The following is an 18,086-nucleotide window of genomic DNA, read 5'->3' as shown; positions in this document are numbered from 1 at the left end:
GTCAAGCCCACCTTACAAATTACTCAATTAACTTTTTCAAGATAGATTTTCACTCTATTTTATAAGTAATAAATGTTATCTATCCACTGAAAAAGCGACAAGAAAAGAGTAAAACATTATAAGAAAAAGTCTTTTCTAAAGCTTTTCCAACAATTCTTCTCTCTTTACTTTAGGAGTAACAACTTCGAAAATAGCAATACAAATAAACACTGCAGCCACGATACTATTTATTATCAATATACTCATGAAAAAACTCACAGGAATGAATAGAAGCAACACCAAAATGGCGATAGAATGAGAGGCTGATATTGTGTGACACGTTATCCACTTAAAGATTATATTCGCCAATAAATAAAGAATAGGGCCAAAAATTAAGACATACAAAGAAGTATAGGTTACTGTTGCAGAAGGCTCACTACCAACCAACTCATCACCCACCGCACAAATGATAATGGCTCCTACCAATATTACATGCACAGCATGATATTTAAGACCTAAAAGTCCAGGATTGGAAGAGTGTTGTATCTTATGAGTAGCAGCTTCGCTACTGACATCAAAATATATCCACCACATTGATAAGCTACCCACAAAAGAAACAAGGGCTGCAATGATACGCTCAGTAGTCCAAACTTCCACTTCACTAAGCGATGCACCTGTCATCAGAATAGTTTCTCCAAAAGCTATAATAACAAACAGCTGGCATCTCTCAACCAAATGATGCCCATCAATAGTCCACTCCTTACCTGAATCGGAACGCCCGAGAAAAGGCAAGTAAAAACCAAACATCGGAGAAACATAATCGGATAGCACAGCCATTGCCCACAATAAGATACGGAAATATCCTTCATTAAATCCACCCAGAATCCAGAGGAATCCGGATATACAAGACCAACCTAATATTCTTTTAAAATTAGGAGTAAGGTGATGATTATTTCCAAGTAAAGATAGAATAACCAAAGTCCGTCCAACCTGAATAGCTGCATAACAAACAGCAAAAATAAGCCCCCTATCTCCAAATGCTTTGGGTAATGAAGCAGCCATCATTAAACTGACAAGCATAACCCCAAACAACAATAATCTGATGGGACGTGTATCGGGGTTAAACCAATTGGTAACCCATGTAGTATGTTGCCAAACTAGCCACACGCCGAACCAAAGAATAGTAGTTTCGACAACTCCCTGAAAATTGAGATGATGTAATAAATAATGTGAGAGCTGAGTTACAGCAAACACATAAATTAAATCGAATAGAAGCTCCGAATATGAAACAGAAGCATTATGTTCGCCTCGTTTACGCAGCAATTGATGTGACTTACGCTCTTCCATAGAATAATAAAATACCGGGTGTTACTCATATTATTCTATAGAACGAATAAGTCTTTTATTTGTTTAGATTATAAAAACACAAAAGGTTATCAGAGTTCTAATCTATCATTATTGGTGTATTTTAACACCTTCTTTATTCCGTCCAGGTTATCATTAAATTGAGCTAGTTGAGCTATAACTTGTCCAATTTCATTATCCTTACTTATTCCTGCTAATTTATTATTTTTATTGAATACTTCTTTAATATGCATCCATCTTTCTGCTTCTGCAAAAGTTAATTGTCCTGCAATTTCTTTCAATCTTAATAAATTAGCTTCACTGTCTGAAGTCAGAGTTTGCGCCTCACTTATGTAATGAGTAAGGATAAGTTCTTCAATCTCTTTTTTATTCATTAGTGGAACAATCTGGCAAATCATCTTATTCATATTTCGATACGACCCTTGTAATTTAAACGATGGTTCTGTTCGATAAGCATCTTGCGTAGCCGCGCTCGATATGTAGTTCTGATTTACTTTCAACACAATATCTCTAACCTTTAAGCTATTCTTCGCCACAGCTATAAAGTCATCTACATCTTGCTGAGTATGATTACCCTCAAGATCGGGCATAGCTTCACTTCTACTTTCAATATATTCGATCAGACTATAAAAATCTTTAAAGCTTCTGCCTGCTATTTTCTGTAAATAAGGATTTTCTATTACTGCGTTTTCGAGCAAACTAAGTTTAAATAAATGATCGGACGATCCTATTACATCTCCTAAATTATATACATCTGCACGATTGGCTAACATATCAGGTATCTGAAACTTATCGCCACTTTCGGTATAAGGATTACCAGCCATAATTACACAAAATCGTTTGCCTCGTAAATCATAAGTTTTGCTTTCACCCTCAAAGATTCCGTCCATCTTACGCTGTCCATCGGCAAGTGATATAAATTTTTGTAGAAACTCTGAGCTGCAATGCTGTATATCATCCAGATATAGCATTACATTATCAGCCATTTCGAAAGCCAGATTTATCTTCTTAAGTTCCTCTCTGGCTCCCGAAGTTTTTGCCTCTGCCGGATCAATAGAAGTGATGGAATGACCGATAGTCGGACCATTTATTTTCACGAAATTAAGTCCCATTGTTTTAGCCAGATACTCCATCAATGTTGTTTTACCGTATCCAGGAGGTGACACCAATAATAACATTCCCATTCGGGCAGTACGCTTGTTCTCGCCTGCGACCCCCAATTGCTTTGCTAAGTTTGAACCGATCAGAGGTAGGTATACTTCATTGATGAGTTTATTACGCACAAAAGAAGTAAGCACTTTGGGTTTCAATTCATTTACCTTCAACAATCTTTTATAAGTCAAAACCAGGTTCTCTTTCAGCTGAGTAAAGTTATTATATGCAGGAACACTCTCTTCTGTAAAAGATTTCATTTTTTTCACAAACTCATGATAATCTAACACATAATGCCCGTTATCCATGATCGGGTGGCTTCCTCGCAATTCTGCTACATCTAAAATATCTGATGCAATTCTCAAAGAGTAAGACTGATTTTTCAGTAATAAGAGACATGCCGCTTCCTCTACATATTTATTATATAAAGAATAGTTGTCAGCCAATTCTACAAACGATTTAATCCAGTTCTGAACTAAATAAAATCGGTCTACGGGATGAAATGATTCATCTCGAATATCTTCGTCAAAATTATTTGATAGTTTATTCTTATCCAGATATTCTCCAAAAGCTTTCCTCAAGTTATCAGATTGCTCACTATAACTTAAAGACATAGAATCGGAAAACTCTTCAAACAAATAATTAGCTACTTGTTTTTCAAAACCTATAGGCACAGTAAAATAGGTGTTCCACGATTTAAATAACCCTATAATATGGTCTATTACATAATGATAATTTGTAGAACCAGGGAATGCTTTAAGTACTATATTAGATGATGTTATTAACTTTGTCAATCGATCTTTTTCTTCCGATTTCATCATGTACCAGAACAGTTGGGCTGCAACTCTAAGACGAGGGCTATAAGACAAAACTCCTAGTTGCTCATGAACAGAAGCTAAACATTCGTATATATGAATTGCATCATAATCGTGCACACCTTTCAAATAAGATTCAGAATAGTTCTGTTCTACCCTCTTTGATATAAAATCATTAAGATTAAAGTCTTTAGATTTTTGCTTATCCAAGAACGCTAGGTATGCCAAATATTCTGCTCGATATGCTTTTGTATTTTCAGAGATAACCTCTTGCTCCCACAGATTCTTATATTTATAAATATCACCATCTTTCAACTGATGATAGAAACCGGTACCCGTAAGATGATAGAATAGCTTATCATCTTTACGTACAACTGTCAAATCGAGAGCTTGCCTGTTTACTGCGAATTTATAGCTTCCTAATGATATTATATTTTCACCATCTACAAACAGCTCATTCTTATCTTTCAGTACACGTAACGAATCTTCTAAAGAAGTTTTCAGGCTATTCTCCAGGTTTTCAGCTTTAGATACATCTCCTAGTTCTTTTAGTTCCTCAACCAGTTTGCGTATCTTATCGATCATCAAGTCGGTAGAGAAAAATGCTTGTATCTCTTCTTTCGTTTTGAAAGATTGAGCTTTGTTCTCCACATTCTTTAGTATACGAAGACCTATTTGTTCTAATGCTGATGTTCGCTTATTTATCTGTTCGATCAATTGAGCCTTTTTTCCATCAAAAGCTTTGACTAATTCATTCCGCTTATCTGATATTTTAAGAATAAACTCATCGAAGTCGGCAAATTTACTTTCCAACTCTTCAACCTGTACACTTACTTTAGTAAAATATTCATCACATTTTTCAGGCGAAGCTGCAAGCTCCAAATAGTTAACTATACTTTGTTCTAACAATGTTAATTGTGCTCTGAAATCAGCAATAGACTCTTTGTTCTTCAATGAATCTATTTGGCGTCTCAGTTGTGCCCGAACTTCATTGAGAGACGAGAATATAACCGATATTTTCTCTACAATGCGAGTCGCTTGCGTAGTATCTTCTATTTTAAGACTATTAAGAATATCAATCAGTAACTCGAGCTCCGAAGATATAAGTTTACAATTTGCATCGATTTTATTTGCATCGATAACTTTAGTTACCAGCTCAACCTGATCTTTTTCTATACGAACTTTTTCTTCGTATGGAATAAGTGCCTCATCACGAAGGAGGAATTCTACAGTTCTGTCGGATAACTTTACATTCGTAGTAGATAACTGCTCTTTGAGAGCAGCTACTTTATCAAGATCAATATACTTAACATTACCTAACTCAATAACCTCACCTTGAAGTTTACGAGTTTCGGCTAACGACTTAACTAACTTATCGAGTGTATCAAATTTTGCATTTTTGATGCTGAACAATAACGCTTCTACTTTTTCGTCAGTAGCAGCAAGTATAGCCAACGAATGTCTTTTCTGTTGTTGTACCTTTTCGAATTCATCGATAGCCGTATTTGCTATTTCTTTAATCTGAAGGAGAGGCTCGGCTATAGAATAAATTTCCTTATTCGATGCCCAGAAAAAAGCATCTACAATATCATTCGATTTTTTTACTATATCGCCATACAATCCCTCATACGAATCTTCTTTGTTAATCAAATAGATAATCTCCTGACATTCGGCCATTGCTTTCACAATATCCTTATTACCGATCTTGTAGAGTAGATTATCCGTCTTCTCCATATTTTGAATCAACTCTCGTTGATAAGGGGTCTTCCAAATCTGAACCTGATGATGCTTTGTTGCTTCATTTTCGGAGCGGAAATAAATCAGTGAACCATCTTTAAAGAAAGTAAACCCATTACACACAATTGGAGTTTCGACCTGCTGCCTGATTATATTATAAGACATCAGTATATAAATATTCCGTTCATTCTGATAAAAAATAAACAGATAATCTTCTCCGTTTGGTGATGGAATCTTACGGATAAATTCAAGATCGGTTAGTTCACTTTCAAAAACTTTATATTCGCCATTCTGCAAGTAATATCCATTTGGAAAAATGACTCCATGATTATCGGGCAGCAATACTCCGATATCATTCAGGGCTCTGATATTGTGAACTTCTTTGGTACGGCTATTAAATACAAATGCTCTGAAATCTTCCTGATAAGGTTTTATACGGACAAGAATCAGGTTTCCCAGATCTGCATAATAATATTCGGCATCATCCAGCTGCTGGTCTTTATTCTCTACTGATTCAGAATAGATACCTTTACCTGTTTGTGTGTTATTCTCTATTTTAAAAGTTATATCTCCACCCATGGCTTCGATAAATACCTTATCCATGATAGAGATATGCGGATAAAGCCCCAATCTCCGATCTTCGAGGGTGGTTTTAATCCACTTAAATTCGTGTTGGGGAGCTTTTGTTACTTCATGAATACTTCTGTCATCCTGGTATATCAGCTTATTACCCTTTATCAGCCATTTGAATGCCTTGGCATCAGCAGCAGTTTTTCCGGTCTGGAAAATCATATACAGATAATTCTCGGTTCTTCGATATCTTGAAAAAATAGAATCTCTGTAATACTTATAAAGGTTATTATAATCGTTTATAAAATCAGAATTATTTATCAGATCCAAAGACTGAGGAATAAACTGGTTGTCTTCGAACAAATAAATACTGAAAACATCACTCAATTGAATATCCGAGCGTAATCCGAAATGAACATTATAGCCGAAAATACATAGATTGTCCAGAGCCATAATACCTCTCGACACACAATTGTTTTCGGTACTGATCCTTTGATTGGCAATCAGCGAAAAGTCAGTTCCATTAAAAACTTCCTTGCGGGCATCGTTCAGCTGATTCAATCTCGTTTGAAGTTCCTCTCGCTGAACCAACAAACGCTTTCTTATGATCTCGTAGGTACCCGTATCTAATGTTTCGGCTGCTTTGTTATCCTCTATATCTTGCATATATTATTTTTCAATAAAATTCAGTCTTAAAATAAAATTATTTCCTCAAGTGTACTATTTCAGTACTTATAGTATTACCTGACAACATAGTCAGATACATTGTCTTAGCATCCATATCATACTCTGCTTTTTCCAAATACTTATTAATTTCTTTAGTTTCATACATCTTATATTCCAAGAAACATAAGATTGGTAGTTCCTCATATATAGTAACTGCTACAGTCTCTTTTGTATTATCAGAAAATTCAATATATGAATAGACAGTATATCCTTCAAAAGAAAAAGTTTTTTCGTATCCATCATAACCTCCGAAACTGATATTAGGAGCAAGAATTATTATTACCAACATAATAATAATTAAAGGTATACCTAAAACAGAAGCACATATAATTCGTACGATTCTATACCTTCGTAAAGTCCATAAAGACATCAAACCAAACAATATCACCATATAAATGCTTAGACATACAAAGAGATTCACTATTGAAGATTTGGCTGAAATATCCATAATTATCCCAATAATCACCATTATAGCCATAACTACTGAAAAATAAAATATATTCTTTCTATATCTTATTAACTTCTTATTACTGAAAAGTTTCATAACAAATATAGGACACCCTATCAAAACAAGAAAAATAAAAAGAAAAGCCAATAATTCGCCCATAATCCTACTCTAATTTCCAACCTTTTTTTCTCAGGTAAGGTTTGCATGACCAACAGAAACCGGTCAATTCATCTGTCGGATTTCCACCTTTAGCATCCCGCATATAGCAAGTAGAATCTTTATCACAGTGAGGGAGTCCCATAGTATGCCCCAATTCATGAATCGCAATTTTGAATAATTGAGATTTGAGTTGTTGGCTCTCCATATTTTTTCCCGACAAACGATAAGTAGAAACTACACAGGTATTACCCGGACAACGAGCTAAGCCCATTACTCCATAATCTGAATAATTCCCTTTAGTAGTACTAATATCTTTATAGGTCAATCCCAATACAATAACATCCCCATTATCGACCTTTTTATACAAGTAATTCAATAAAGAATCTGCCCGATAACGTTTTCTTGGAGTATAGTATGCCGATTGTGGCAAAGCTATAGGATCTCCAATTATTGTATAAGGATTAATTTTCTTGATCTTAGCACAAACCGAATTCGCTAATGAAACAGGAAAGTCACCCAATGGCTGTATAAGAATCGTTTTATTCTTTTCTACAGTTATCTGTTCTTCGGATACGCCTTGGTTATTACCACCACAAGCAAACGCTCCAAATAAACAGATAAAGAAAAATAGAAAACAATTTATTTTCATTCAAGTTAGGTTAGTTAGATTAAGTGGAGTTGTAATATACACTACTATAACTCCACTTTTAAATAGCTGATCCTTTATGACAACTTTTTATTGGATATACCCAATGAAGTTGACATATTGAGTAAGTTACTCAAAAATCCTTTATCTTCACTCTCTGTACTTTGACTTTGCATCTTCAAGATAAGACCTGCAATGCTTAGATTCTTTATATCCTCTGTCGAGATATTGAATTTATTCACATAATATCTGATACGGTTAAACAATTCGCCTTCCGATCCATCACCAAGCAAAGCTTTCTTTATTTGCTGAATATTTTCGCTCTTATTTACTAAGTTATCGAATCCTTTGGCGTTAGAAACTTGTTTCACAATATTTTCAAAGAACATTGTTTCTCCACCTACAATATCAATATCGGCAGATTTCAATGCTTCTGATAATACTTGTGCTTGTGCATCGGCAATATCTTTTTGAATACCGATTTGTGCCATTTCAACATCCTTTTCTTTTTGCAATTGCAATTTGAATTCTTCATGGTCTTTTCCAGCACCATCCAGTTTTTTCATTGCGGTTGCCTTTTCTTCGATACCGGTAGCTTCTGCAAGAGCTTTTTCCTTAGAAACTTCTGCTTCCATAAGACCTTCTTTACGTCTAGCTTCTGCTTTAACCTCTATCCCTGTTGCCTCAGCTATGGAAGTTTTTTCAATTATACTAGCTTGCCCCGTAGCAGAAGCAAATGCTTTTTCTCTAGTGATTTCAGCATCCACCAATCCATCTTTACGTTTAGCTTCGGCTCTTGTCTCTATGCTATAAGCCTCAGCCTTCGCTTTCTTCTCTATAATAGATGCTTCAACGATACCTTGCTTTTCTTCTGCCTCTGCTTTAGCTTTCATTATTTCAGCCTCTGCCAATCCATAAGTAGCATCTTCCTTGGCTTGAGCTTCCGCCAAAATTTTTCGAGCCTCCGCTTGTTTTGTTGAAGCTTCTTTTTGGGAATCTGCATTTATCAATAATTGTTTCGCTTTTTCTTCAGAAGCTTTTGTTTCAGCTTCCGCATTTTTTACTGTCTTGATAAGTTTTTCCTCCGCTTCCTGAGCAGCCATAGTTATGCCCACCTGTTTCTGGCGGTCCACTTCTCTGAAAGCCTCAATATCTTTGATATTTTGTTTTTCTTCTACAACACCTTTCTCCAGTTGAACCCGCTCACGAATAACATCCTGAATACTTTTTTTCTCAATTTCCAAAACGCGTTCTTTTTCGATCTGAGCCAGAGTTACAATACGCTCTCTCTCGGTTTGCTCCAAAGCACGATCTTTTTCTACACGTTCTTTTTCTATTGCCTCTGTTCTTTCTTTATTTTTCTCGGCAATGATTATCTGACGGCATTTATTTTCTTCTTGTACAGCAAGACTTTCATCCGTAGAAATCCTTACTGTCTCAGATTTTAAACGTTCTTCTTCTCTTACTTTCTGAATCTCGGCTTCTTCACGAGACTTCACATTGTCTATTTCTCTTCTTTGCTTTTCTTCCTTCTCTGCTAATTGTCTTTCCAATTCAAGGATAGCTTCACGAGCTTCTACATTTTGCTTCTTAATAACTTTCTCTTCTTCTCTACGAATCAAATTAGCATTGATATTCTGAGCAGCTGTTAATTCTGTGATTTTACGAATACCTTCTGAATCAAGAATGTTTTCAGGACTCATATATTTCATCTCCGTTTGCTCCAAATAGTCAATAGCACAGTCATCTAATATATAACCATTTAAATCTGTACCAATGATATTGATAATCTCGTCTCTAAATTCTCTACGAGCTTCGTACAATTCGATAAAGTCGAATTTTTTACCTACTGTTTTTAGAGCCTCCGAGAACTTGGCTTCAAATATATTCTTTAGCGTTTGAGAATCACTCGCTCTCTCACAACCTAATGTTTGAGCAACATTAATAACGTCATTTACCGATTTGTTTACGCGTACGAAGAAAGCAACCTTAATGTCTGCTCTAATATTGTCTCTACAAATCAATCCATCATGTTGCATTCTTTCAATCTCCAGTTTCTTCACTGAAATATCCATGATCTCCATTTTGTGAAAAATAGGTACTACATACATTCCTTTGTTGAATGCAACATTGGTTCCACCCACACCCGTACGAACGATAGCCTTTCCTTGGGGTATCTTTTTATAAAATGATGCAAGGATGCCTAAAAGCACAAGCAGAACAAATAGGACTGAACCTACCAGAATAATGATAATGTGTTCCATAAAAGGTTTTTTATTTATTTAGTTAGAATTATTGTTGTGTGCAAAATAAGGTAAAGCTATAGCCAATAACCTTAATAAGTATCTTTGATTACAATATATATATTTTGCTTGGGTAGCTCTTCCGTAATTATAACCGTATCGCCATATTTAACAGGGTCTCCGTTGAGGCTTATTACATTTAATTTAATCGGATTTCTATTTACCAGAAATTCAGCAGAGCCGACTTTCTTTCCTTCAATATTTGACAACATTTTCCCTGAACATCCGAAAAAATCGGTGGCCACTTCTCCCTGATAATTGATTTCTTTAAAGAATTTTGCCATAGGTGTAGTTGCAGCCTTCGTTAAAATGATTCCCACAATAACCAGTGGCAATAATATAAATGCCGATCTCCACCCCAAATGCTCAACATGAAAGAAATGAGTAGTTATAAGTGAGCCTATCCACAGCAAGAAAATAAAGGTGGAAAGTATAATCATGAAGGGCACTTGTCCCACGTTTATAAAAGACAAGCATCGAAGAAACAGACCTTGAGGTACTTTATCCACTGCAATATGGCTATCAGTATCAACTACATCAATTTCGATATCGGGAACTTCTACGTCGACATCAATATCAGGTGAAAAGTCGATATCCAGATCAATATCATCAAAGCCTATACCGCCTATCAGCACAAATATCCAATAAATGGCTATTATCAGCATCAGAACGGTCATTATTCCGTTGGGCAGAGGATTAAATAAGGTATGTAAGAAGTCTGTCATAGTAAAAGTTTAAAGGTTTCTTTTTTCTTATTGCATTCCCAATTTTCGCTTGATTTCGTCCAATTCAGCATCAGCATTCTGAGTATCTTCTCCAATCACACGATCTATTTCATCATCCATAGATAGGCTACACTTGTTAAGAGATGCATACGCCTGAGTCAGAGCATCTTCTTCAGCTATCTTTTCTTTTATTCGCTCCAACATATTCACAGTGCTATTACTATCTATCTGAGCCATTTGCTTATTTAGCTCCTGAGTAACTTTACCTATGCGTATTTTAGCTTTAAGAGTTTTTAATTCGTTTTCCCACTTTGCGATATTAAACTTGAGTATCTCAATGTTTTTTTGAATATCCGAAGATACATTCTCATGTTCTATACGCTGCACATCCAAATCGCTGATTTCTGAAAGTAATTGTTTTTTACGAAGCAGAGCTTCTTTTGCCAATCTCTCAGCCTGAGTTATATCAACTTCTCCTTTTTGAGCTTTCGAGATCAATAACACAGCCTTATTTTCATATTCTTGTGCCTCAGACCTCTTCTTCTCTTTATCATTCTTAGTACGAATTGACATTGCTTTTATTTTCGCCAAAGACTCTAATGTTAGAGACAGATTCTCTTTCATTTCCATAATTCCAAGCTCTGTAATTTGCACAGGATCTTCGACTCCATCCAATACTGAATGTATTTCAGCCTGACCAATTCTAAAAAGTCGTTTGAAAATATTCATAATCTTATTTTTTAGCGAATTCAATAATCTGTTCGTAATACTCACTCAATAATAATCCCAAAGAATTTAATGCTCCTTCGAATTCGTTTATATCCATATTCTCTATTTGCATCGTATATCTGAATATAACTTTCGTGCCATCTTCATTCAGGACAAAACCTCCATATATAATATCTCTATTTTTTATTAATAATGATTTCAAAATTTCTTTATCATCACTTTGCAACGTGAAAATAAATTGCTCGATTATCAGAATCGGTGGAGCTACTCCAATAATCAAATTCTTGATCCCATCAGCCTCACTGTTTATACAGAATACACCATTAGTCTCATCTTGATACGAGATTAAATACCCCAACTCCAAAATATAAGTTTCTATTTTTTTGAAATACATGCTATTCATTATATTAGTAATAAAGTACTGTCTGTTTTATCAAGAAATTACACAGCTAAAATTTGTATTCTGCTAATTTATATCTTATATTTGCTAATATTTTTAGCTAAATTAGATAAAAAATTTAACTAGGCAAACAAAAAATATACTTTTTTATGAGTAAAGTTGGAAAAAATATAAAAAAGATAAGGAGTGTAAAGGCTTTAAGCCAACAAGCCTTTGCCGAACTTTTTCAATTAACAAGAGGAAACATATCTTCGTATGAGGAATTTAGAGCCGAGCCCAAAATAGAGACTATTGTAAATATTGCTAAATATTTTGGCATCCCGTTAAACGACTTTATTCTAAAAGAATTATCAGTAAACGAACTACTACATTATAATACCGAATTAGTCTTAGAAACTGAAAAATTAAAAAAGACTCATCAATTTATAGAAGTTCCATATGTGTCTTCCTTAGACATTGCAGACTACGAATTACATTACAATAATAACGAGTTTATATACAACCTTCCTCATATTCTTATCCCCAGTAGTGCCAAGTCGAAATTAATAGCTATTGAAGTACAAGATTCGGAATCGCTCCCTCTAGGTTTCGATTTTAAGAATGGAGATATTTTACTTTACGAACAAGTGGTAAAAGAGAACATTCACCGAATAATAAATAAGTTAGGGGTAATGGTTGATCACGAAGGTATAAAATCCGGAGTATATAAAGAATCGGGAGGAAAAATCTTCTTATCACTAAATGAATGGGTAAAATACCCTTTCGAAATAGAATCACATGCTCAATATTGGCTACTCAGAGCATTATTTACTCAAATAATATAGACAAGAAGAGCAGTCCTAATTGGCTGCTCTTTTTATTATAAATATTTTCTACTATTGTTTGCTCTAATTATAACTAATAACTAAGCCCTCTCTGACCAAACAATAAAAAGATCCGGAGTTTAATCTTCGTCAATATATTTGGCTAATCCTCCATGAGAGGTTTCCTTATATAAACTAGGTAAATCGTGCCCCGTCTCTTTCATAGTACGTACTACCTTATCAAAACTAACTATATGTTTTCCGTCCGAAAGCATAGCATAAGAACATGAATCTAACGCTCTCACGGCTGCAAAAGCATTACGCTCTATACATGGAACCTGAACTAAACCGCCTATCGGATCGCAAGTTAAACCCAAATGATGCTCAAGCCCCATTTCGGCAGCATATTCAATCTGAGCAGTAGATCCACCAAAAAGCTGAGCTCCGGCAGCGGCAGCCATTGCACAAGCCACACCTATTTCACCTTGGCATCCCACTTCGGCTCCCGATACGGATGCATTGTTTTTAACTATTGCCCCTATCAAACCTGCGGTAATTAGTGCACGTATAATTTTCTTATCACTGAAATCGTGGTGACTTGTATGCAAATGGTATAAAACAGCAGGTAAAACACCACACGAACCACATGTAGGAGCTGTAACCACTTCCCCACCCGATGCATTTGTTTCGGACATAGCCAAAGCATAGGCAAAGAGCTGAGCCCTACTTTTCATAGACCCTTGATATCCTTTCGATTTCACATAGTACATCGAAGCTTTTCGTTGCAATCCCAGACCTCCGGGAAGCACACCTTCTTCATCCAGTCCTTTTAGGACTGCAGCCTTCATCACTTCCCAAACATGGCTCATATAATCGAAAATCTCAGGCCCCTCGACATCTAACACATATTCCCAGAAAGTTTTACCTGTTTTCTGACACCAACTCAGTATCTGAGTCATTGTAGTCATGCTATATAATGGCTTCCTTTGTATTTTAGTATCTTCATCCGCTAAATCTCCACCACCGATACTATATATTATCCAGCTATCGAGTGTTTCCTTGTTCGCCGATAAAGCATGTAAGATCATTCCATTAGGATGAAAAGGCAGTTCTATTTCGGGCTTCCATATAATTTCTACATTCTTAGGAGCAAGCATTGCTTCAATAGCCACATCCGTCATATGACCTTTACCCGTAGCAGCTAAACTTCCATATAATTCGACCTGAAACGAATGAGCATCAGGATTCCTCTCATTGAAAATCTTTGCAGCATTACCGGGTCCCATGGTGTGACTGCTTGATGGCCCAAATCCTATTTTGAAAATACTTTTTACCGATTCCATAAATACTTTACTTTGTCTACAAAATTAGGCATAAGATTATCTATTTGCAACATAAACCACATCTTATACAGTATAATTAAGCTTATTAATTTACAAAAAGAAAGAACAATATGAAACTATCCTTTCTTTTATTCTATTTTTATTATCAATGATTATTGTTCAGGCAAACTTTTCCATTTCCTCAAAATCATCTGGATAAAGAACCACACAGAAACAAATGTCAGACATATATTTCCCCAAATAAACTCTATTATATGTTCGTCCATAAACTGATATACTTCATAGAGACTTTTACTTTTATAGGTTTCTGTTGAATATGAGTACTGATCGTGACCCAGTATATAAATAGCCATAAAAATAAGTGCAGGTACAGCAGGTATATACCAAATAAGGTGATTTATAAATATATCCGATTTTCCTTTGGCTTTCCTTCCTACATTTTTTCTTATGACCGAAACTATTTCGAAAGAGAAAATCGCCAACATTACAAAGATGTAAAACAGAGGACCAACTACACCAAAATCCATAGGTGATGAAACAGCCAGAGATAAGATTCCATTGATAAATAAGATTAATCCCATAGAGATCGCAGCTATGAGCCATGCCTTGCCACTACTAGCTCTAAACGAGAATACAAACAGAGAGATAGATAAAGCTATACAAATAGCAACCATACACAGTGCTATTGCTTCATCTTTATCAAGATAAGCATCCATTATCTTATTATAAGCCCCCTCCAGTTCACTGTAAGACACATAATATCCGGTAGAGCTTTTCTCATTCGAACCATAATAATAACTATATTCATATTTCGCTTCCTCCTCTTTATAATTATAAGGGGTTATCAAATTAAAATCACCGACAGGATATTTAGCCGGATTATAAACTAACTCCATCCACTCGTCTTTTGTAAAATTCATTGATAAATTGTGCTTATTCTGCAAAGCAATAAAAGCATCCATCAACTTACTAATTTCCTCTTTGTTTTGTTTGATAAGCCATTCTTTGACTGTGTCGCTATTTCGAACTGTAAAATCACATTTACTGGGAAAATAAAATTGGTCGAGAGTATAATAATTCAATAAGGATAATTGAGTAAAGTTCGGATAATCTTCATAATATATATTCCGAGACTCGGCAGATGCCACCCTATCTTGATATGATAGTGATTCTATAGTATCCGAATACTTATTACTCACATTAGGATCGTACTCCATAGAAGGTAATGATAACTGAGTAGGATATTCCTGATAATAACTTGTTTTATCAGTCGGGATCAATATTTTTATCAGATTAAGCGTTTCTACAGCTTTAATCATTTCTGATTTACTGGCATACGACTTAACCTTAGAGATCGATCCTTGGTGATATGAAAACGGGAAAGATACAAACCCTAGAATGATGACAAAAGTAAGTATCCATTCCAGATACAAGCCTCCACTGCTTCTTGGGTAGAAAGATTTGAAAGCATTATTCTTCGAATAGAACACAAGCCAGATGATAAATAACAGTATAGATGTAAGTATAGCACCCATATACGCTAGTGCTGCGCCTGAAAAAGGATTACTATAAGTAGATGAGAAATCTATTTTAGTCAATACATATCCTCCAATAAAAAAGAAAATATTAATTATGATAGCTCCTAGTAAAGCAGGCACAATCTTTATATTCCAAAGAAGAGGATGATTTAACAGTAAATATTGTTGTATTTTCTTTAACATTGTCGAAGTATTTAAATAAATAACATGGATAAAAAAGTGACGCTTCTAACTATTTAAGAAAGAAAAAAGCGACGAGTTGAGTTGGATATATTCCTAAAATAGTTCAGAGGAATACGATTATCTACAACTATTTGCAAAAACCGTTCTTGTGAAGTACTTTCGGGAAAGATTGCAATATAAGTCCCTCCCTTAATCTGTAAATTTTCCAATGAAAGAGTCGCGAATACCTTTCTCAACTCTTCCTGCTGCCAGTCACTTTCAAATTCCACAATAAATTTAGCTACCTCTTTAAATTCGGCAACACCTTCTTTTATATCTGCATTCTGAGGTTGTCCTTTCTTTAGAAAGATAACCCGATCGGAAGTTTTCTCAACTTCATATAGTTGCTGAGAACTCAAGACTATCCCTAAAGGACGAAACGGAGATTTTGCAATATCCCTAAAATCGTCTAATACGACTTGTTGTGCTAAAATATCAAGATTAGCAAGAGGCTCATCAATCAATAATAACTTCGGTTTGCGAAGTAACATGCGAGCCAACTCGAATCTCATTTTATAGCCCGAAGATAAGCTCTTCCAGTTCAAGTGACGATAACCCCTTAACCCCATTCTTGCTATAACTAATTGTACCAAATGCTCATTTACCTCACCAAGAATGCCATACGAGGCTGCCGTAAATTGCAAATTGGATAATAATGATCCGTGCCAGTCTTTGGTTCGCTGTGGTATATAAATCAGTTGCGACCGTAGATCATATTCATCTTTATAGTCGAATAAATAACTAATCCTTCCATTTGTAGGTACTAATTCTCCACATAAGGAACGAAGTAGCGTTGTTTTTCCATTTCCGTTCTCTCCTACTAATCCTATAATTTCGCCTTCGGAGATATCGAGGCTAATAGGTCCTAAAGCAAAATGGGATTGAGTGTAAGCTTTTATCAGATTTTGAACAACAAGCAACTTCTCTCGTTGCTTACTCCCTTTTTTCTGTAAAAACGAAAAAAGATCATCTAGCAAGACGTTAAAGCGTTTTCTTATTTCGGTAATATTAGTTTGATTCTGTTCTAACCAATCAAGTAAAGATACAGTCTTTTGATAAAAAGACAATTCTTCGGTATCTAATGTTAAATCAATCAGTTTTTTTAGAAGATTTGGGTAATCTTCATATTCCAGCAACTGATATATATTTTTGTAATGCGTTTCAATTAAGGACATATTTTCTGTTATAGTGTGAATTTTTAAGACTGGATTTACCAAATAGGTTGATAAATCTAGTAATTACAGATTATCAAATACTTTTCTGCATTTAATAAAAGCTAAGATAGATACTTTCTATCAATAACAGCAACAAAGTTACTTTTTTATGATTTCTACTAATCGGGAATTCCCAATAAACGAACAGAAACAGAACAAGACATATTTCCCTATAAATAAACGAAATACAAAATAACAACTTAGATATTTATTGAGATTAAAGGAGAAAGTCTTTATTACTCCTGCTCTTCCATTTGCAAATTATGATTATCTAATTTAGATTTTCTAGTAGAAAAGTAAAATAGCAGTCTAACTGTATGGTTTAGATTATATACATTTCCAACAGCAGTTTGTTGAAAAATAGGAAAGTAGCCGAAATCGTATGCTACACCCTTACCTACTGAATGGCGAATACCTACAAATAGACGAATCTGGTCCAACGGATTATTCACAATCTGTTTTCCAAACTGAAGTAAAATCTCATTGCTAAACATTAATTGTGGAACAGATGGCTCTTTGGATATCGGTAAACGAAAGGTATATAAATATCTGATTCGTTCGGAGAATGTTCTACCCACAGTTTGATCTCCCTCCACAACTTCCCTCCATCTTGATTCTATTCTAAAACGTTGCGTAACATTAAATCGCCAGAGACTAGAATTAACTATCAACTGTTGATCAAATCTATGTTCCCGAGTAAAACTTTTGTCACTTAGTTGAGGTCTGTATAACCATAAATTTCCATATGCACCTGTAACAGAAATATTATCGTTAAACCAATATCCACCTCCTAAACGGGCGAAATAAAATCCAGGCTCATTCAAAAAATCATCCCTTCTCACAATAAAATCGGCAGTAACTCCCCAATTATCAGACAAACGGTGGGTTGTAAGGAGCCCTATCCATGAATGAATATTATGATTTATTTGTTTAGTAAGTACATCATTCCCTTGAGCATGACTGGCTGTTAGCCTCAAAAAAAAGATAAGTACAATAAATAATACTCTAAGTTTCATAGCCTAAATCTAGATACTGTCAATATAACATTTTTTTTAATTGAATGTTTTAATTATCTCTTGATTCTTAAGAGCCTTTTTTAAATACGTATTTAATAATAATGCGAATCAGTATTTAAAAAATTAGATAAATAAATGCGATTGCAATTTTACCCATCGTATGTACTAGTAGTCCGGATGTTGATCTGACTTTCTG

General features: G+C 34.9%; 13 protein-coding genes. 1 reads left to right on the top strand and 12 read right to left on the bottom strand.

All coding sequences use genetic code 11. From position 1 onward, the window contains the following. Positions 1-135: 135 nt before the first annotated feature. The 8 genes from CLV62_RS17380 to CLV62_RS17345 form a co-directional block, all read right to left on the bottom strand. Entirely contained in the window at positions 136-1,326 is a 1,191-nt protein-coding gene (locus CLV62_RS17380; protein WP_110312051.1) for a low temperature requirement protein A, read from the bottom strand. A gap of 89 nt (positions 1,327-1,415) precedes the next feature. Beyond that, entirely contained in the window at positions 1,416-6,284 is a 4,869-nt protein-coding gene (locus CLV62_RS17375; protein WP_110312050.1) for a DNA repair ATPase, read from the bottom strand. Positions 6,285-6,321: 37 nt separating this feature from the next. Then, positions 6,322-6,633, bottom strand: coding sequence for a hypothetical protein (locus CLV62_RS21570; protein ID WP_146212778.1), 312 nt, complete (start codon positions 6,631-6,633; stop codon positions 6,322-6,324). 322 nt (positions 6,634-6,955) lie between these two features. Further along, positions 6,956-7,600 (bottom strand): zinc-dependent metalloprotease family protein, encoded by a 645-nt coding sequence (locus tag CLV62_RS17365; RefSeq protein ID WP_110312048.1) that lies wholly within the window; start codon positions 7,598-7,600, stop codon positions 6,956-6,958. A 74-nt stretch (positions 7,601-7,674) separates the two neighbouring features. Then, on the bottom strand, positions 7,675-9,861 hold the full coding sequence (locus CLV62_RS17360) for an SPFH domain-containing protein (RefSeq protein ID WP_110312047.1): 2,187 nt from the start codon (positions 9,859-9,861) through the stop codon (positions 7,675-7,677). Between the two features lie 71 nt (positions 9,862-9,932). After that, a complete protein-coding gene (locus tag CLV62_RS17355; RefSeq protein ID WP_110312046.1) occupies positions 9,933-10,625 on the bottom strand; it encodes an OB-fold-containig protein in 693 nt (230 codons plus the stop codon). A gap of 27 nt (positions 10,626-10,652) precedes the next feature. Then, positions 10,653-11,354 (bottom strand): PspA/IM30 family protein, encoded by a 702-nt coding sequence (locus CLV62_RS17350; protein ID WP_110312045.1) that lies wholly within the window; start codon positions 11,352-11,354, stop codon positions 10,653-10,655. Positions 11,355-11,358: 4 nt separating this feature from the next. After that, complete coding sequence (locus CLV62_RS17345) at positions 11,359-11,748, bottom strand: YbjN domain-containing protein (RefSeq protein WP_221409255.1); 390 nt, start codon at positions 11,746-11,748, stop codon at positions 11,359-11,361. 155 nt (positions 11,749-11,903) lie between these two features. Between CLV62_RS17345 and CLV62_RS17340 the strand changes: the two genes are divergently transcribed. After that, positions 11,904-12,578, top strand: coding sequence for a helix-turn-helix domain-containing protein (locus CLV62_RS17340; RefSeq protein ID WP_110312043.1), 675 nt, complete (start codon positions 11,904-11,906; stop codon positions 12,576-12,578). Positions 12,579-12,697: 119 nt separating this feature from the next. Here CLV62_RS17340 and CLV62_RS17335 read toward each other — a convergent pair whose 3' ends face one another. From CLV62_RS17335 to CLV62_RS17320, 4 genes are all read right to left on the bottom strand, one after another. Further along, complete coding sequence (locus CLV62_RS17335; RefSeq protein WP_110312042.1) at positions 12,698-13,900, bottom strand: L-serine ammonia-lyase; 1,203 nt, start codon at positions 13,898-13,900, stop codon at positions 12,698-12,700. A gap of 152 nt (positions 13,901-14,052) precedes the next feature. Beyond that, entirely contained in the window at positions 14,053-15,621 is a 1,569-nt protein-coding gene (locus CLV62_RS17330) for a hypothetical protein (protein WP_110312041.1), read from the bottom strand. 53 nt (positions 15,622-15,674) lie between these two features. Continuing rightward, entirely contained in the window at positions 15,675-16,835 is a 1,161-nt protein-coding gene (locus tag CLV62_RS17325; protein ID WP_110312040.1) for an ABC transporter ATP-binding protein, read from the bottom strand. A gap of 275 nt (positions 16,836-17,110) precedes the next feature. Then, positions 17,111-17,890, bottom strand: a complete 780-nt coding sequence (locus CLV62_RS17320) for a DUF2490 domain-containing protein (RefSeq protein ID WP_110312039.1) — start codon at positions 17,888-17,890, stop codon at positions 17,111-17,113. Positions 17,891-18,086: the final 196 nt, after the last annotated feature.

The organism is Indolivaga alginatilytica, assembly GCF_003201355.1.
Lineage (GTDB): Bacteria > Bacteroidota > Bacteroidia > Bacteroidales > Dysgonomonadaceae > Dysgonomonas_A > Dysgonomonas_A alginatilytica.
Note: the sequence above shows the minus strand (reverse complement) of the source record. Positions and strands in the feature narration are given on the sequence as shown.